The organism is Streptomyces canus 299MFChir4.1, assembly GCF_000383615.1.
In the GTDB taxonomy this organism is placed as follows: Bacteria; Actinomycetota; Actinomycetes; order Streptomycetales; family Streptomycetaceae; genus Streptomyces; species Streptomyces canus_C.
Window position 1 is genome coordinate 89,186 of the sequence record NZ_KB911584.1, and the last position, 17,627, is coordinate 106,812.

General features: G+C 72.0%; 15 protein-coding genes. 2 read left to right on the forward strand and 13 right to left on the reverse strand.

Annotation, left to right across the window (positions count from 1 at the left end; all coding sequences use genetic code 11):
- Nucleotides 1-2: 2 nt before the first annotated feature.
- The 8 genes from H293_RS0108360 to rpe form a co-directional block, all read right to left on the reverse strand.
- Nucleotides 3-1,460 (reverse strand): amino acid permease, encoded by a 1,458-nt coding sequence (locus tag H293_RS0108360; protein WP_020117427.1) that lies wholly within the window; start codon nucleotides 1,458-1,460, stop codon nucleotides 3-5.
- A 167-nt stretch (nucleotides 1,461-1,627) separates the two neighbouring features.
- Nucleotides 1,628-2,020 (reverse strand): hypothetical protein, encoded by a 393-nt coding sequence (locus tag H293_RS0108365; RefSeq protein WP_020117428.1) that lies wholly within the window; start codon nucleotides 2,018-2,020, stop codon nucleotides 1,628-1,630.
- Nucleotides 2,021-2,035: 15 nt separating this feature from the next.
- Entirely contained in the window at nucleotides 2,036-2,551 is a 516-nt protein-coding gene (locus H293_RS0108370) for a GNAT family N-acetyltransferase (RefSeq protein ID WP_020117429.1), read from the reverse strand.
- 67 nt (nucleotides 2,552-2,618) lie between these two features.
- The gene (locus tag H293_RS0108375) at nucleotides 2,619-4,061 is read right to left on the reverse strand and encodes a GuaB1 family IMP dehydrogenase-related protein (protein WP_051138075.1); all 1,443 of its coding nucleotides are present in this window, start codon (nucleotides 4,059-4,061) and stop codon (nucleotides 2,619-2,621) included.
- A gap of 132 nt (nucleotides 4,062-4,193) precedes the next feature.
- Nucleotides 4,194-4,496, reverse strand: a complete 303-nt coding sequence (locus tag H293_RS0108380; protein WP_020117431.1) for a barstar family protein — start codon at nucleotides 4,494-4,496, stop codon at nucleotides 4,194-4,196.
- The gene (locus H293_RS0108385; RefSeq protein WP_020117432.1) at nucleotides 4,493-4,861 is read right to left on the reverse strand and encodes a guanyl-specific ribonuclease; all 369 of its coding nucleotides are present in this window, start codon (nucleotides 4,859-4,861) and stop codon (nucleotides 4,493-4,495) included. Before H293_RS0108385 ends, H293_RS0108380 begins: the two co-directional genes overlap by 4 nt.
- Nucleotides 4,862-4,901: 40 nt before the next feature.
- Nucleotides 4,902-5,945, reverse strand: coding sequence for a sugar-binding transcriptional regulator (locus H293_RS0108390; RefSeq protein ID WP_020117433.1), 1,044 nt, complete (start codon nucleotides 5,943-5,945; stop codon nucleotides 4,902-4,904).
- Nucleotides 5,946-6,023: 78 nt separating this feature from the next.
- Nucleotides 6,024-6,710 (reverse strand): ribulose-phosphate 3-epimerase, encoded by a 687-nt coding sequence (rpe, locus tag H293_RS0108395; RefSeq protein WP_020117434.1) that lies wholly within the window; start codon nucleotides 6,708-6,710, stop codon nucleotides 6,024-6,026.
- 134 nt (nucleotides 6,711-6,844) lie between these two features.
- Here rpe and H293_RS0108400 point away from each other — a divergent pair, with 134 nt between their 5' ends.
- Complete coding sequence (locus H293_RS0108400) at nucleotides 6,845-9,001, forward strand: MMPL family transporter (protein ID WP_020117435.1); 2,157 nt, start codon at nucleotides 6,845-6,847, stop codon at nucleotides 8,999-9,001.
- A 1-nt stretch (nucleotide 9,002) separates the two neighbouring features.
- Here the strand turns inward: H293_RS0108400 and H293_RS0108405 are convergent, their stop codons facing one another.
- Together H293_RS0108405 and fmt are read right to left on the reverse strand one after the other, a co-directional pair.
- On the reverse strand, nucleotides 9,003-10,421 hold the full coding sequence (locus H293_RS0108405; RefSeq protein WP_020117436.1) for an RsmB/NOP family class I SAM-dependent RNA methyltransferase: 1,419 nt from the start codon (nucleotides 10,419-10,421) through the stop codon (nucleotides 9,003-9,005).
- A 106-nt stretch (nucleotides 10,422-10,527) separates the two neighbouring features.
- Nucleotides 10,528-11,460, reverse strand: a complete 933-nt coding sequence (gene fmt, locus H293_RS0108410; protein WP_020117437.1) for a methionyl-tRNA formyltransferase — start codon at nucleotides 11,458-11,460, stop codon at nucleotides 10,528-10,530.
- Between the two features lie 282 nt (nucleotides 11,461-11,742).
- Between fmt and H293_RS0108415 the strand changes: the two genes are divergently transcribed.
- The gene (locus H293_RS0108415; protein ID WP_020117438.1) at nucleotides 11,743-12,294 is read left to right on the forward strand and encodes a hypothetical protein; all 552 of its coding nucleotides are present in this window, start codon (nucleotides 11,743-11,745) and stop codon (nucleotides 12,292-12,294) included.
- A gap of 260 nt (nucleotides 12,295-12,554) precedes the next feature.
- On the opposite strand, the gene H293_RS0108420 is transcribed toward H293_RS0108415, so the two are convergent.
- The 3 genes from H293_RS0108420 to coaBC all read right to left on the reverse strand — a co-directional run bounded on the left by H293_RS0108420 (nucleotide 12,555) and on the right by coaBC (nucleotide 17,522).
- Entirely contained in the window at nucleotides 12,555-14,717 is a 2,163-nt protein-coding gene (locus H293_RS0108420) for a primosomal protein N' (RefSeq protein ID WP_020117439.1), read from the reverse strand.
- A 155-nt stretch (nucleotides 14,718-14,872) separates the two neighbouring features.
- Entirely contained in the window at nucleotides 14,873-16,081 is a 1,209-nt protein-coding gene (gene metK, locus H293_RS0108425; RefSeq protein WP_020117440.1) for a methionine adenosyltransferase, read from the reverse strand.
- 238 nt (nucleotides 16,082-16,319) lie between these two features.
- Nucleotides 16,320-17,522, reverse strand: a complete 1,203-nt coding sequence (gene coaBC, locus H293_RS0108430) for a bifunctional phosphopantothenoylcysteine decarboxylase/phosphopantothenate--cysteine ligase CoaBC (RefSeq protein ID WP_020117441.1) — start codon at nucleotides 17,520-17,522, stop codon at nucleotides 16,320-16,322.
- Nucleotides 17,523-17,627 lie beyond the last annotated feature (105 nt).

Sequence of the window (17,627 nt, forward strand, 5' to 3'; positions counted from 1 at the left end):
GATCAGCTTTCGGGTGTTGCGAGTCGGGAACGGCGATGGCCGTATACGAAGTAGAACACGAGTCCGACGGCCATCCAGACCCCGAAGACCACCCAGGTGACGGTGGACAGGCTGCCCATCATCCACACGCAGAAACCGAAGCCCAGCGCCGGGAAGAACGGCGAGAACGGGACGCGGAAGGTGCGGGGCATCTCGGGACGGGTCCGGCGCAACACGACCACGGCGATGTTGACCAGCGCGAAGGCGAAGAGCGTACCGATGCTGGTGGCGTCGGCGAGCTGGCCGAGCGGGATCGCCGCGGCCAGCACCCCGCAGAACAGGGACACGATCACCGTGTTGGCGCGGGGCGCCCCGGTCTTCGGGTGGACCCGGGCGAACACCTTGGGCACCAGTCCGTCACGGGACATCGCGAAGAGGATGCGCGTCTGGCCGTAGAGGACGGTGAGGACGACGCTCGCGATGGCGATGACCGCGCAGAACGCCAGCAGGGTCCCCCAGAAGCTCTGCCCGGTGACCTCGCGCATGATCTGGGCGAGCGCGGCCTCCGAGTCGTTGAAGTGCTGCCAGGGCTTCGCGCCCACCGCGACCGCCGCGACCAGGACGTACAGCGCGGTCACGATGACCAGCGACAGCATGATCGCCCGCGGCAGGTCGCGCTGGGCGTTCTTCGCCTCCTCACCGGCGGTGGAGGCGGCGTCGAAGCCGATGTACGAGAAGAAGAGCGTGGCACCGGCCGCGCTGACGCCCGCCATCCCGAGGGGCATGAAGTGCTCGTAGTTGCCCGAGCGGAAGCCCTGGACGCCGATCGCGCAGAACAGCACCAGCGCGGCCATCTTCACGACCACCATGACGGTGTTGGCGCGGGCCGACTCGCGGGCGCCGCCCAGCAGGAAGGCCATGGCGAGGAGGACGACGATCAGCGCCGGGAGGTTGAAGACGCCGCCGTCGCCGGGCGGGGCGGACAGCGCGTCCGGGATGGTGACGCCGATGGTCCCGTCGAGGAGCTCGTTGAGGTACTCGCCCCAGCCGACGGCCACGGCGGCGACCGAGACGCCGTACTCCAGGACCAGGCACCAGCCGCAGATCCAGGCGATCAGTTCGCCCATGGTTGCGTACGCGTACGAGTACGAGGACCCGGCGACCGGGATGGTGCCCGCGAGCTCGGCGTAGGAGAGGGCCGAGAACAGGGCGGTGAGGCCGGCGATCACGAAGGAGAGGGTGACGGCCGGGCCGGCCTTGGGGACCGCCTCACCGAGGACGACGAAGATGCCGGTGCCGAGGGTGGCGCCGATGCTGATCATCGTCAGCTGCCACAGTCCGAGCGAGCGCCTGAGTGCCCCTCCCTCGCCCTGGCCACCCTCGGCGACGAGGCGTTCCACCGGCTTGCGGCGCATGAGGCGCGCGCCGAGCCCCGTCGCCTGTGGGGTGCGCTGTTGCGGGGGTGCGCCTTGGTCGAGCACGCGCTGACTCCTTCGTCGTTGCAGGTGAGTACAGCGAAGCACCCTACGAGTCCGGACGTCGCAGCCGTAATGCAGCAACCTTGCACGCATTCGCAAGATCGTTGCGTTCCGCGCCGAAGGGTGGGCGTTCGTTGCGCACGCTCCCCGCCGGCCCCCTTCGGCCCTCGTCAGCGATCCCCCGGCTCCCCCGCCACCGCCCGCGCCTCGGCCACGTCCGCCTCGTCGAACCCCAGCTGCCCGGGCCTGCCGTGGGCCGCGGCCTGGGCGTCGATCCAGCGTGTGTGCGCCTCCCACGCGGCCTGCTTGCTGGTGCCCAGCGCGGCCCCGATCTGCGACCAGGAGGCCCCGGCCTCGCGGGCCGCGCGCACGGTCAGCTGACGGCCGTAGGACGCCTTGCGCGCCACGACCTCGCTCAGCGCCAGGAGTTCGAGCAGTTCGGCCCGGTCGGGGGCGTCCGTGGCCCCGCCCTCGCCCATCGACTCCCGCATCCGCAGCTCGTCGAGCCGGGAGACGGCGGTCAGCAGGGTGTACTGCGGCTCGATGCTCTCCGGTGTCGTCATGCCTCCAGATTCTCGTCAAGCAGACTTGACGTCAAGGCGGCCTGACGGGAGTTCTCGGACAAGGAACACACAGGCGTCGACGCACTCACGGGTGGTGCCGTCGTGGTCCCGGTACGCGTAGCGGTCCAGGTAGTCGGTCGCCGGCCGGTAGCCGAGCCGTGCGTACAGGGCGGCCGCGCGCGGATTGTCCTTGCCGACCCCGATGCCCACGGTCGTCAGACCCCGTTCCCGGGCCAGTTCCTCGGCGACCCGGATCAGCTCGGTGCCGATGCCCCGCGAGCGCAGGTCCTCGGGCCACACGGCGAGAGCGCCGATCTCGGGGCAGTCCAGCGTGACCTCGGGCGCCGCGCAGCCGACCCAGCGCAGCTCCGTGTGGCCCACGGGCCGCCCGTCCAGCCACGCGACGAGGTAGGTGCACTCCCCCGCCTCCTGCCGCGCGAACCGCCGGGCATGGAACGACGTGGCTCCCGGCGAGCCCATGTGCCGGTCGAGCAGCGCGACATCGCCGGGGCGGCAGACCGTGATCTCCATACGCCGACCGTACGGTCCACGAACGCGAACGGCCCCCGGTTTTCGCCGGGGGCCGCGCGGAACGGACTCAGCTCCAGCTGGCGTGCAGTGGCTTGCCCTCCGCGTAACCGGCCGCGCTCTGGATGCCCACGACCGCGTTCTCGACGAACTCCTCAAGGGAGCCCGCGCCGGCGTAGGTGCACGAGGAGCGGACGCCCGCGATGATCGAGTCGATCAGGTCCTCGACACCCGGACGGGCCGGGTCGAGGAACATCCGGGAGGTCGAGATGCCCTCCTCGAAGAGCGCCTTGCGGGCCCGGTCGTACGCCGACTCCTCGGATGTGCGGTTGCGCACCGCCCGCGCGGACGCCATGCCGAAGGACTCCTTGTAGAGCCGTCCGCTCGCGTCCTGCTGGAGGTCGCCCGGCGACTCGTAGGTGCCCGCGAACCACGACCCGATCATCACGTTGGACGCGCCGGCGGCCAGCGCCATGGCGACGTCGCGCGGGTGCCGGACCCCGCCGTCGGCCCACACGTGCTTGCCGTACTTCTTCGCCTCGGCGGCGCACTCCAGGACCGCCGAGAACTGCGGCCGGCCGACCCCGGTCATCATGCGGGTGGTGCACATGGCGCCGGGCCCCACACCGACCTTGATGATGTCCGCGCCGGCCTCGATCAGGTCCCGCACCCCCTCGGCGGCCACGATGTTGCCGGCCACGATCGGGACCTGCGGGTCCAGCGCCCGCACCGTACGGATCGCGGTGATCATCGACTCCTGGTGGCCGTGCGCGGTGTCGATGACGAGCGTGTCGACGCCCGCGTCGAGCAGTTGCTTGGCCTTCTCCGCGAAGTCGCCGTTGATGCCCACGGCGGCCGCGATGCGCAGCCTGCCCTGCGCGTCGACGGCAGGCGTGTACAGCGTGGCGCGCAGGGCGCCCTTGCGGGTGAGGATGCCGGCGAGACGGCCGTCCCGGTCCACGGCGGGGGCGTACCGGCGGTTGGCCGCGTCGAGGCGGTTGAAGGCCTCCCGCGGGTCGATGTCCGCGTCGAGCAGCAGCAGGTCGCGGGACATGACCTCGGCGAGCTGGGTGAAGCGGTCGACCCCGGAAAGGTCCCGGTCGGTGACGACACCGACGGGGCGGCCCTCCTCGTCGACGACCACACCGGCGTTGTGCGCGCGCTTGGGCAGCAGGGCGAGCGCGTCGGCGACGGTCTGGTGCGGAGCCAGCACGATCGGGGTGTCCAGGACGTGGTGGCGGCTCTTCACCCAGGAGACGACCTCGGTGACGACCTCGATCGGGATGTCCTGCGGGATGACCACGAGGCCACCGCGCCGGGCCACGGTCTCGGCCATGCGGCGCCCGGCGATGGCGGTCATGTTGGCGACGACCAGCGGGATCGTGGTGCCCGTGCCGTCCGGGGCGCTGAGGTCCACGCCCTGCCGCGAGCCGACGGCGCTGCGGCTCGGGACCATGAAGACGTCGTCGTACGTCAGGTCGTACGGGGGCTGGATGTCGTTGAGGAAACGCACGTGCTGCACATCCCAGTCGATCAGAGGTGGCCCCCGGACAGGTCAGCCAGGGGGAAAGAGCACGTACTTCATTCTCCCATGCCGGGCGGAAAGCCACCCACGGGCGAATCGTCCAGACCGGCCGCGGGGGCCCTAGGACGAACCTCCAAGCGCGAGCGCCACGGTGAGCGCGGCCGCCTCCGCGAACACCTCGCACGCGGTCGCCCACTCGTCCGGCCGCACCTCGGCGTACCGGTCCCAGTGCTGTACGACCACGACGGTCTCCTCCCCGACGCCGTCCCCGGACCACAGGCCCGGGTCGGACAGGACGTCGGCCAGCGCGTCCCAGTTGCGGCCGAACCAGTCCGGCAGCCGCAGGTCCCGGGCGCAGCGGTCCATCAGGCCCGCCTTGTCCGTGACCCCGTCGAGGTCCAGCGTGACCACGCGTGCCGTCATCTCAGTACCGCCCTGAACGAGTCGTAGTGATCATCGGTGTAGTAGACCTCGCCGCCCTGCCCGGTGACGATCCGCCGGGCTCCGCGGTCGCGCGAGCCAGGCGTGGGGACGGTGTACTCGTGGTAGTAACCGCGCTGGTGCGCGGGCAGCAGCCGCTCGAAGTTCCCGAAGACGGCGCCGTCCTTGGCGTACGGGAACGGACCGCCCCTGTCGATGAGTTCGAGGGTCTGTCGGGCCTCGGCCGGGAGCTTCGACTCCTGGACGGTGGCCAGGCCGCCGCCGGACGAGGGATCGGGGCCGGTGGCCGAACACCCCGTCAGGACCAGTAGACACAGAAGCATTCGGGAGACGAACCGCAGCAGCATGCGCTCGATGCTGCCACGGCCGCCCCCTCCTGACCTTCCGTCAGGGCCCGTCCGGGTCCGCCCTGTTCAGCGCCGGCTTCGGCGGTGTCCCCGCCGTCATCAGGTAGTCCGCGGCCGAGGTGTCCGTCACCAGGCTGGTGACGAGTCCGGACCGCAGCACCGCGTCGATCGCGGCCGCCTTGCGCTGCCCGCCCGCGATCGCGACGACCTCGGGGATACGGCGGAGCTGGTCGGCCTTGACCGTGATGCACCGCTCGCCCAGGTCCCGCCCGACCCTGCGGCCCTCGGCGTCGAAGAGGTGCGCGGACATCTCGGCGGCGACTCCGAGCGAGGCGTAGTGGCCGCGCTCCTCGTCGCTGAGCATGTCGTGCACCGTCGAGATGCCCGGCTCCCAGGAGCCGATGGAGACACAGGCGACCGTGACCTTGTCGAAGTACTCGTAGGCGCGGGCGATCCCGGGCTGATTGCGCAGCGCGATCGCGGTGGCCGCGTCCGGCAGCAGCATCGGCGCGTAGATGGGGTGGGCGTCCCCGCCGGACACCTGGGCGGCCCGTCGTACCGCCTCCACCGAACCGCGCTCGGCGGTCCCGGCGTCGTACACGCCCGTCAACTGCACCACCGTGCACGGCGGGAGCCGGTCGAGGGCGGCCGCCATGTGGATGGTGGAGCGCCCCCAGGCCAGGCCCAGGATGTCGCCCTCGTCGACCAGTTCGCCGAGCAGGTCGGCGGCCACTTCTCCCAGGTTCTCCGGGTCGGGGGTCTCCTCGGCCTCGGCCGGGGACTCCACCACGACGGCGTGCCGGAGGCCGTAGCGGGCCCGGAGCGCGTCGGAGCGCTCCGCGTCCAGCTCGGCCGGCACGCGGATCTCGATGCGGACGAGATCCCGTTCGAGGGCGGTCTCCAGGACCCGGGCCACCTTGAAGCGGCTGACGCCGAACTCCTCCGCGATCTGGATCTTGGACTTGCCCTCCAGGTAGAAGCGGCGGGCCATGGCCGCCGCCTGCACCAGCTCAGCGGGTCCCATCCGCATGGCTGACCGGCCCGCCGACATACCCGACACGGCGTTCTCCTCACTGCTGTTCACACTCTGGATTCGCCGTTCATCCTTGCAGATCCGGCGCACTTGATCAGCCCTGATCGGAGCCGTTCACGTTCCTGACGCTCAGTGGTCGCACGCCCACGAAGCCTTCGCGGTCGCCCCCTCGGCTTGGTTGCGCAATGCACGTACCGCCTCTGCCGGGTCGGACGCCCCGTACACCGCCGACCCGGCGACGAAGACGTCGGCGCCCGCGTCGGCACAGCGCTCGATGGTGGACGCCGAGACGCCGCCGTCGACCTGGAGCCACAGCTCAAGACCGTGCTTGCTGATCAACTCGCGGGTGCGGCGAATCTTGGGGAGCATGATGTCGAGGAAAGCCTGTCCCCCGAAACCGGGCTCGACCGTCATGATCAGCATCATGTCGAGCTCGGGGAGCAGGTCCTCGTACGGCTCGATCGGTGTCGCGGGCTTCAGCGCCATGGAGGCGCGGGCACCCTTGGCCCGGATCTCCCGGGCGAGCCGGACCGGAGCGGCGGCCGCCTCCACGTGGAAGGTGACGGAGGAGGCCCCCGCCTCTACGTACTGGGGCGCCCAGCGATCGGGGGCCTCGATCATCAGATGGCAGTCCAGCGGGGTGTCCGTCGCACGGGCCAGAGACTCTACGACCGGCACCCCGAGCGTGAGGTTCGGGACGAAATGGTTGTCCATGACGTCGACGTGGAGCCAGTCGGCTCCCTCGACCGCCTTCGCCTCGTCCGCGAGACGGGCGAAGTCGGCGGACAGGATGCTGGGGTTGATCTGCGCGGCCATGCCCCAAGCCTCCCATGCCGGAGCGTGAACGGGCGCGCCGGTCCAGACCTAAGCCGTTCATCGGATGTTGTGGACGACCTGTGCGTGCCATGCTGGGCGGCTGATCGGCTGAACTGGTGGCGCCGGGGGTGGCCATGACCGGGAACAGGGGCATCGCGCACTACGTCTGCGGACGGCGTGCGAAGTGGGTGGTACTGGCGCTGTGGCTGGTGGTGCTGTTCCTGACGGCGCCCCTCGCCTCCAAGCTCACCGACGCCCAGGACAACGACGCGGCCTCCTGGCTGCCCGGCTCCGCGGAGTCGACCCAGGTCCTGCAGATCTCCGAGGACTTCAGGCCGGAACAGATCCCCGCGGTCGTCGTCTACGCGCGCGACAGCGGCCTCACTCCGCAGGAACGGGCCGCGATCGCCAAGGACGCCGCCGAGATCAGGCAGCTCACGGCGCACGGCATCCGCGGCTCGGAGACCCGGGGGCCGATCTACGACCGGCAGGGCGACCCGCGCGCGGCCCAGATCCTCGTCCCGATCACCATGGACGAGAAGGGCTGGCAGGAGATCGCGCCCGCGGTCGACTCGATCCGTGACGTCGTCGGCAAGGGCGGCAACGGTCTCGACGTGCACGTCACCGGCCCGGGCGGCACCTCCGCGGACTTCTCCAAGGCCTTCGAGGGCATCGACTCGACGCTGCTGCTGGCGGCGATGGGCGTCGTCGTCGTCATGCTGCTCATCACCTTCCGCAGCCCCACTCTGCTCTTCGTCCCCCTGCTCTCGGTGGTCGCCGCCCTGTTCACCGCGCAGGCCTTCATCTACCTGCTGGCGCGACACGCGGGCCTGACGGTCAACGGCCAGAGCGCGGGCATCCTCACGGTCCTCGTCTTCGGCGCGGGGACCGACTACGCCCTGCTGCTGGTCGCCCGATACCGGGAGGAACTGCACCGGCACGAGGACCGCCACGAGGCGATGGCCCGCGCCCTGCACCGTGCGGGCCCGGCCGTGATCGCCTCCGGCGCGACCGTGATCCTCAGCATGCTGGTCCTGCTGGCCGCCGAGATGAACTCGACCCGTGGCCTCGGCCCCGTCGCCGCGATCGGCGTGGGGGTCGCCCTGCTGGCGATGATGACGCTGTTCCCGGCCCTGCTGGTGATCTGCGGCCGCTGGCTCTTCTGGCCGGCGACCCCGCGCTTCGGCTCCCCCAGCCACATCGAGTCCGGCGTCTGGGCTCGCACGGGCCGCCGTATCGCCCGCCGCCCGCGCTTCGTCTGGGCCGTCACGGCCCTGGTCCTCGCGGTCTGCTCGCTCGGCCTGATCCAGCTGCGCGCGGAGGGCATCAGCAACGCCGACGCGTTCACCGGGAAACCCGACTCGATCGTCGGCCAGGAGGTGTCCGCGAAGTACTTCCCGGCGGGCAGCGGCGACCCCCTGGTCGTCGTCAGCAACCAGGCCCAGGCACGGCAGGTCGGCGAGGCGGTCGCGGGCACGCGCGGAGTCGTGCCCGCGTCCCTGGGTCTGCCACCGGGCACGAAACCGTCGTTCGAGGGCAAGGTCCTCTTCGAGGCGACGATGACCGCCCCCGCCGACAGCGAGGCCGCGAAACAGACGGTGGAGCGGGTCCGGGACGCCGTCCACGCGGTCCCGGACGCCGACGCCCAGGTCGGCGGCGGTACGGCCGCACTGCTGGACATGGACAGGGCGACCACGCACGACAACCTGCTGATCATCCCGCTGGTGCTCGCGGTCGTCCTGCTGATCCTGTGCGGCCTGCTGCGGGCCCTGATCGCCCCGCTGCTGCTCATCGGGACGGTCATCCTGTCCTTCACGGCGGCCCTCGGCATCAGCGCCCTGGCCTTCCGCCACCTCTTCGACTACGCGGGCGAGTCCACGGACTTCCCGCTGTTCGTGTTCGTCTTCCTGGTGGCGCTCGGCATCGACTACAACATCTTCCTGACCACCCGCATCCGCGAGGAGGCGGCCCGCTCGGGCACCCGCCCCGGCGTGGTCACGGGCCTGGCCGCGACCGGCGCGGTGATCACCTCCGCCGGTCTGGTCCTGGCCGGCACCTTCGCCGCCCTCGGCACCCTCCCCATGGTCGGCTTCGCGGAGATCGGCTTCGCGGTGGCGCTAGGGGTTCTGCTGGACACGTTCATCGTCCGGTCGGTCCTGGTCACGGCCCTGTTCCTGGACGTTGGCGAGAAGGTGTGGTGGCCCAGCAGACTGGCCAACGGTGAGTCGGCCGGCCCAGGGGCGCGGGGAACTGCGCGACCAGCCACGACGGCACAGCGGACGAACGACTAGATCACCCCGTCCTGCGGATGATCGCCATGTACATGGCGTCGGTCCCATGCACATGCGGCCACAGCTGTACATCAGGCCCGTCCCCCAGCTCAGGCACCCCGGGGAACAACGGCCGCGCGTCGACGAGCTCAGCCGTCGGCCACTGCTTCAACACGTCCTGCACCACCGCCCGGGTCTCCGCAAGGTGAGGAGAACAGGTCGCGTACCCCACCACCCCGCCCACCCTGACGGAGTCCAGCGCGGTACTCAGCAACTCCCGCTGCAGCGGCCCGAACCCCTCCAGGTCCTCCGGCCGACGCCGCCACCGGGCCTCCGGCCGCCGCCGCAACGCGCCGAGCCCCGTGCACGGCACGTCCATCAGCACCCGGTCGAAGCTCCCCGGCTGCCACGGCGGCCTGGTCCCGTCCGCGGCGATCACCTGATACGGCCCCCGATTCCCGGCGAGCGCCTTGGCCACGAGCCCGGCCCGATGCGGCTGCTTCTCGGAGGCGAGCAGCATCGCCCCCCGCTCGGCGGCGAGCGCGGCGAGCAGCGCGGCCTTGCCGCCCGGCCCCGCACACCCGTCGAGCCACTTCTCGTCCCGTCCCTCGACAGGCATGTTCGCGAGGGCCAGCGCGACCAGCTGACTGCCCTCGTCCTGCACCCCGGCCCGGCCTTCGCGTACGGCGTCTACGGCCCCGGGCTCCCCGCCCTCGGCCAGCCGTACGGCATACGGCGACCAGCGCCCCGGTACGGCGGACTCCTCGCGCAGCAGCTCCTCGGCGGCGGACCGCCCCGGCCGGGCGACGAGGGTCACCTCGGGCCGCTCGTTGTCGGCCTCCAGCAGCCGCTCGATACCGGCCCGCCCGCCGCCGAGGGAGTCCCACAGCGCGGAGACGACCCAGCGGGGGTGGGAGTGCACGACGGCGAGATGGTCCTCGGGATCCTCGTCGTAGGGCGGAGCGACCTTCGCGATCCACCCGTCGAGGTCGTCCTGCGCGATCTTCCGCAGTACGGCGTTGACGAACTTGGCCCGTCCGTCCCCGAGTACGACCCGGGCGAGCTCGACGGAGGCGGACACGGCGGCGTGCGTCGGGATGCGCGTCCCGAGCAGCTGGTGCGCCCCGAGGCTCAGCACGTCCAGCACCGGCGGATCGACCTCACGGAGCGGCCGGTCCACGCACTCGGCGATGATCGCGTCGTACGTCCCCTGCCGCCGCAGCGTCCCGTACACGAGCTCGGTGGCGAGCGCCGCGTCCCGCGCCTCGAAACCGTCCTTCTCCCGCGCCTTGCGCAACAGCGGCGGCAGGACGAGGTTGGCGTACGCGTCCCGCTCGTCCACGGCCCGCAACGCCTCGAAGGCGAGGAAGCGGACGGGGTCCTTCTGGGGCCGACGGTAGGGCTTGCCGGGTTTGCGGGGCCGACGGGGCTGCTCGCTCACGAAAAAGGTGCTCCGGGTTCAAGGTCTGCTGACGCCCCAAGAGTACGTCCGCCGGGGGGTGCGTCACCCTTCGAGGGGCGGGGCCGCAGCCACCCTGCCGGCCCCGTCACGCACCGACGCTCTCCCCCTCCGAGATCCTGGCTCCCCGCGCCCAGTCCGCGGCCTTCATCGGCTTCTTCCCCTGTGCCTGCACCCACAGCAGTTCCACGCCGTACGACCCGGTACCGACGTGGACGCTGTTCTTGCCGACGGCGAGCGCGCCGGGGGCGAGATCCGTGCGGTCGGGAACCGGCTGGACCTGGATGAGCTTGAGCCGCTCGCCGCGGAAGGTCGTCCAGGCGCCGGGCGAGGGGTGGCACCCCCGCACGACCCGGTCCACCCGCAGCGCGGGCGCGGCCCAGTCGACCCGGGCGTCCTCGACAGTGATCTTCGGGGCGACGGTGATGCCCTCGGTCGGCTGCGGTACGGCCTTCAGCGTGCCGTCCGCGATGCCGTCCATGGTCGCGGCGAGCAGCCCCGCCCCGGCGAAGGCCAGCCGGGTCAGCAGGTCACCGCTGGTGTCGGTCTGCCGGATCTCCTCGGTGACGGTGCCGTAGACGGGCCCGGAGTCCAGGCCCTCCTCGATGAGGAAGGTCGAGGCGCCCGTGATCTCGTCCCCCGCCATGATGGAGTGCTGCACGGGCGCGGCCCCACGCCAGGCCGGCAGCAGCGAGAAGTGCAGGTTGACCCAGCCGTGGGCGGGGATGTCGAGGGCGACTCGGGGCAGCAGCGCGCCGTAGGCGACGACGGGGCAGCAGTCCGGGGCGATCTCGCGGAGCCGCTCGAGGAACTCCGGGTCCCGCGGCTTGACGGGCTTGAGCACCTCGATCCCCGCCTCCTCGGCCCGCTCCGCGACCGGGCTCGCGACCAGCCTGCGTCCCCGGCCGGCCGGTGCGTCCGGCCGCGTGACGACGGCGGCGACCTCATGCCGTCCGGAGGCGATGAGAGCGTCCAGGGCGGGAACGGCGACCTCGGGGGTACCGGCGAAGACGAGCTTCATGGGTGGGCAGGGCCTCTCGGACGGGTGACTCGCACGGGTGACGACGGGCGACACACAAGTCTATGGCGAGCTCGGACAGCCGCACGGCCGGAGCGGGACCCCACAGGCGAGGCCCGTGTCCCCGATCAAGGCGCGCGCCTCCCACCCCCGGCGCACGCATATGCCGGTACGCCCCCAGTGCGTGACCAGCGGGGCGTAACCGCGTTGGTCAAGAAAGAGTTGACCACAACGGGCCGCGATCGCGGCCCCATCCTTTTCAACGCCGGTTCGAGAGGCTTGTTCATGGCCGACCACGCAACCCACGACGCCCAGGCTCGGGCCAGCCTGCACTTGCTGGTGCGGGACATCGAGCGGGTCCGCCGGCAGGTGGACGCACTGCGCACGCTGACCGCCCAGTTGGGCAACGTCTACCGCCCGCGCCGCTCCGGTCCCTCCACGGGCTTCGTCGTCTACGGACGCGCCCCCGCCCCCACGGTCCGTCTCGCGCAGGAACTGCGGGACAGTGTCGAGACCCTGGTGACGGCCGCGGTCGACTTCGACCGCTCGCTCGGCTTCTCGTGGGACGCGGTGGGCTCCGCCCTCGGCGTCACCAAGCAGGCGGTCCACCGCCGTTACGGCGCCCGTCGCGCCGCGGCTCAAGCGACGGCCGACGCCGAGCGCGCCACGGAGCCGTCGGGAACCCGCACGGTCAGCGTCAACACCGGTGTCCCCACGGTGCCATCGGTTCCCACGGTCCCCGCGGCCCGCTCCATGCCGACCCAGCCCACCGCGGGCAGCCCCGCCCTCCGCGAGGAGGCAAGGCCCACCGCCTTCCCCGGCCCCCGCAACGGCTGACCCGTCCTCCTTCTCTGCCCTCCCACCTCACGACCGGGAGGGCAGACGCATGTCCGGGGCCACCTGGCGTACGGCCGTTCCGCGATCGGTCCGTACGCCGGTCCCGAGACCGGTCATGCGCCCGTCCCGCGACCGGTCAGACCCCCCTCCAGCGACCGTCGGAGATCGCCGGGCCGTGTGGACCCCAGTCCCCCCGCGGCCGGGATGGGCCGACGCTCCCGCCCGCACCCACCCTCCGTGCCCCGCTCCCACTCCCAACGTCACCCGATGTCAGGGGGATCGATCCGCACCCATACCGCTCCCTCGCCCCCGCTCCCTCCGCCCCGAGCCATCCGCGAAGCCTGCGCGGCCTTGAGCGAAGCCGCCAGCGCGGCCCCTCGCCCCGGCGGAACCCTCACCAGCACCCGCTCCCACCGCTCCCCGACCGGCGGTGCCCCCACCCTCCGAGGTCCCGCGGCCCCCGTCACCGGCAAGGGCACGGGCCCCAGCAGTTCGGCCTCTTCAGGCAGTTCCGCGGCCGCCAGGAACTCGGCGAGCGCCTCCCCCGTCCCCGACACCGCGGCCATCCGCGACACCGGCGGAAAGCCCAACTCGGCTCGCTCCCCCAGCTCCCGCACCGCATGGCCCACGGGGTCCCAGCGCACCAACGCCTGCACGGGCCGCAGCGTGGGCTCGGCGACCACCACCACGGTGCCCCCGGCCTCCTGCGCCCGCACCAGCGCCGACGCCGCGATCCACCGCCGCAGCGCGTCCTCCCCGGCCCGCAGATCGGGTCGCCCGAGCATGGCCCAGCCGTCCAGCAACAGCGCCGCCGCGTACCCGCCCTCGGCGACCGGCTCCGCACCCGGCGTACTCACGACCAGCGCCGGTGCACCCGGCACGGTGTCCAGCACATGCTCACGCCCCGACGTCCGCACCGGAACGGCCGGAAACGCCCGCCCCAGTTCCTCCGCGGTGCGCCGGGCCCCCACCACCTGCGCCCGCAACCGGAACCCCCCGCACTCCGGACAGTGCCAGGAGCTCTCCTCGCGCCCGCACCACCCGCACCGCAGCGCCGCCGCGGACTCCTGCCCCTCCAGCGGTCCGGCACAGTGCCGACACCGCGCGGGCTCCCGGCAGTTGGCGCAGGCCATCCGCGGCACGTACCCCCGCCGCGGTACCTGTACGAGCACCGGCCCGTGCCGCAGGCCCTCCCTGACGGCCTGCCAGGCGAGCGTGGGCAGCCGAGCCGCCCGCGCCGCCTCGTCCCGCGCGAGATCCTGGTCGCCGACGGTCCGCACCAGTGGGGCGACGGCCCGCACCTGCTCCCGCGAGGCCACGAGCGGCCGGGCCCACCCGCTCTCCACGAGCTGCGCCGCCTCGACCGTGCAGCTCCAACTCCCCAGCAGAAAACCGCACTTGTCCTGCGCGGCCCGTAGCAGCAATACCTCGCGCGCATGCGGCTGCGGGGCGTGCGGCTCGCTGTGGCTGTCGTCGCCGTCGTCCCACAGAGCGACGAGTCCCAGGTCCCGCACCGGGGCGAACATGGCGGCCCGCGTCCCGACCACGGCCCGCACCGCGCCCCGCCGCACGGCCAACCACTGCCGATACCGCTTCTCGGGCCCGGCGTCGGCGGTCAGGACCGCGTGCCGTCCCTCGCCCAGCACCGAGGTCAGCGCGGCGTCGACGCGCGCGACAGCCCTCCCGTCCGGCACGACGACCAGCGCGCCCCGACCCGAGGCCAAGGTCGCGGCAATGGCCCTCGCCAGCTCCTCACTCCACTCCGGCCCGGGCAGGGCGTTCCACACCGCGCGCGGCGCGCCCCCCGAGGCCAGTGACTCCAGAAACGCGCCTCCACGCTCGTACCGTCCCCAGGACCCCGGCTCCGGCGCGGCGGGCGGCGGCAACGGCTCGGGCGAAGGCCGCTGCTCGGCCCGGGCGCTGCGAGGCGGCACGGCGAGCTGCAGCACGTCGGCGAGGCTGCCCGCGTACCGGTCGGCGACGGCCCGCGCGAGCCCCAGAAGCTCCTCGCCGAGCACCGGCTCGGGCGAGACGACCTGGGCGAGCGCCGCCAGCGGCCCGGAGTAGTCCGACTCCGCGAGCCGCTCGACGAGAAACCCGTCGATCAGTCCCCCGCCCTCACGCCGCCCTTCCCGGACCCGCCCCCGCCCGGCGCCGAAGCGCACCCGCACCCGCACCCCCGGCTGCGCGTCCGCGTCCAGCTCCTCGGGCACGGCGTAGTCGAAGTAGCGGTCGAGATGCAGCACCCCCTTGTCGACGAGCACCCGCGCGACCGGCAGCTCCTTGGCCAGCGCGGCCCCCCGCCACGTCCGCGGCTTGGCCCGCGGCACCTTGGCGTTCCGCACACTCTCCCGAATGAGCGCAAGCTGCTCGGGCTGCGCTCCCTCGGCGCCACCGTCCACCGACCCGTTCTCGCTGCTCACGCTTGCATTCTTACCAAACCCCGCTGACAACCGACGCGCCCGAACCCGAAGGGAGGGGCCAGTGACCCGCGGGGCCCGGCGCCCCAGGACGCCGCGAGGCCCGGCATCCCAGAGGGACACCGGGCCTCGCGGCAAGCCGCAGGGGGCTTACGGACCTACAGGCCCGCGGCCTTGCGCAGCGCCTCCACGCGGTCCGTCTTCTCCCACGTGAACTCCGGCAGCTCCCGGCCGAAGTGGCCGTACGCCGCCGTCAGGGAGTAGATCGGGCGCAGCAGGTCGAGGTCGCGGATGATCGCGGCCGGACGGAGGTCGAAGACCTCGTCGATCGCCTTCTCGATCTTGTCCGTGTCGACCTTCTCGGTGCCGAAGGTCTCGACGAACAGGCCCACGGGCTCGGCCTTGCCGATGGCGTAGGCCACCTGGACCTCGCAGCGCGAGGCGAGCCCGGCCGCCACGACGTTCTTGGCGACCCAGCGCATCGCGTACGCCGCCGAGCGGTCCACCTTCGACGGGTCCTTGCCCGAGAAGGCACCGCCACCGTGACGGGCCATGCCGCCGTAGGTGTCGATGATGATCTTGCGGCCGGTCAGGCCCGCGTCACCCATCGGGCCGCCGATCTCGAACCGGCCGGTCGGGTTGACCAGGAGGCGGTAGTTCTCCGTCTCCAGCTTGATGCCCTCGTCCAGAAGCGCCTTGAGCTCCGGCTCCACGACGAACTCGCGGATGTCGGGGGCCAGCAGGGACTCCAGGTCGATGTCGGACGCGTGCTGCGAGGAGACGACGACCGTGTCGAGACGGACGGCCTTGTCACCGTCGTACTCGATGGTGACCTGCGTCTTGCCGTCCGGGCGCAGGTAGGGGATGGTGCCGTTCTTGCGGACCTCGGACAGGCGCTTGGCCAGACGGTGCGCCAGGAAGATCGGCAGCGGCATCAGCGTCGGGGTCTCGTCCGTCGCGTAGCCGAACATCAGACCCTGGTCGCCCGCGCCCTGGCGGTCCAGCTCGTCCTCGTCGCCCTCGACCCGGTTCTCGTACGCCGTGTCGACACCCTGCGCGATGTCCGGGGACTGCGCGCCGATCGACACCGAGACACCACAGGAGGCGCCGTCGAAGCCCTTCTTCGAGGAGTCGTAACCGATCTCCAGGATCTTGTCGCGCACCAGCTGGGCGATCGGCGCGTAGGTCTTGGTCGTGACCTCACCGGCCACATGCACCAGACCAGTGGTGATCAGGGTCTCGACCGCGACCCGGGAAGCCGGGTCCTCCTTGAGGAGCGCGTCGAGGATGGTGTCACTGATCTGGTCAGCGATCTTGTCGGGGTGGCCCTCGGTCACAGACTCCGAGGTGAACAGACGACGGGACACAACGCTCCCTGGGGTTGCAGCGGCTGCTGGCTGATCATTGGCGGACGGTCGGGGGCTGCGCCCGGCATCGTCCGAGAACAGTTTATCGGTCGCCCTCGGCCACCGGACCCCCTGTCTCGCCCATCGGGAGTGCCGTGACCTGCGGCACGGGCATTGTGCCCAATTCCGAGCGGACTTGGCCAGGGGCGCCACACCTCTGCGGCAGAGGTACGTGAGAGCCGAGAAGCGGATGAAGCGTTCAGTGCAGGCGGCTCACCACCAGGTCCCAGACCGTTTCGGCCAGGAACTCCTTCGGGCCGTGCGGCACCGGGGTCTCACTGCCGTCGGCGCCCAGCACCACCGCCTCGTTCTCCTCCGACCCGAAGGTCTTGCGCTCGCCCACCTCGTTGACGACGAGGAGGTCGCACCCCTTGCGCTCCAGCTTCGTACGGCCGTTGGCCAGCACGTCGTCGGTCTCGGCGGCGAACCCGACGATCACCTGGCCGGGGCGGGCACGCTCGGCCGAGATCTCGGCGAGGATGTCCGGATTCCGCACCAGGACGATGGGCTCGGGGTCCTGACCGTCCTTCTTCTTGATCTTTCCGGCCGCGTACGTCTGCGGCCTGAAGTCCGCGACCGCCGCCGCCATGACGACGGCGTCGGCGTCGGCCGCCGCCTTCAGGACCGCTTCGCGCAGCTGTACGGCCGTCCCCACCGGGACCACGTCCACCCCGGCCGGATCCGGCATGCCGGTGTTCGCCGCGATCAGCGTGACCCGGGCGCCACGCGCGGCCGCGGTGCGAGCGAGGGCGTACCCCTGCTTGCCGGAGGAGCGGTTGCCGAGGAAGCGGACCGGGTCGAGGGGCTCGCGGGTGCCGCCGGCGCTGACGACGACATGCCGGCCCTGGAGGTCGGGCTCGGTGGCACCGCGGGCCAGCACGCGGCGGCAGACCTCGAAGATCTCGGCGGGTTCCGGCAGCCGGCCCTTGCCGGTGTCGACGCCGGTCAGTCGGCCGACGGCCGGTTCGATCACGGTGGCGCCGCGGCGCCGCAGTGTCGCCACGTTCTCCTGGGTGGCCGGGTGCTCCCACATCTCGGTGTGCATGGCGGGCGCGAAGACGATGGGGCAGCGGGCCGTGAGGAGCGTGTTGGTGAGGAGGTCGTCCGCCAGGCCGTGTGCCGCCTTGGCGAGCATGTCGGCCGTGGCGGGGGCCACCACGACGAGGTCCGCGTGCTGCCCGATGCGGACGTGCGGGACCTCGTGGACGTCGTCCCAGACCTCGGTCGAGACCGGCTTGCCGGACAGCGCGGACCAGGTTGCGGCGCCCACGAAGTGCAGCGCGGAGGCGGTGGGGACGACGTGGACGTCGTGGCCGGACTCCGTGAGCCTTCTCAGCAGCTCGCAGGCCTTGTACGCGGCGATGCCGCCGCTGACCCCCAGCACGACCTTCGGCTTGTCCACCGTCTCTCCCCGGCTCGGCAACGTACGCGGGCGGCGTACGGGTCCATCACACACCACAGGCCCGGCAGTCGCGCTGCCGGGCCTGTGGATAAGTCAGCGAAAAGC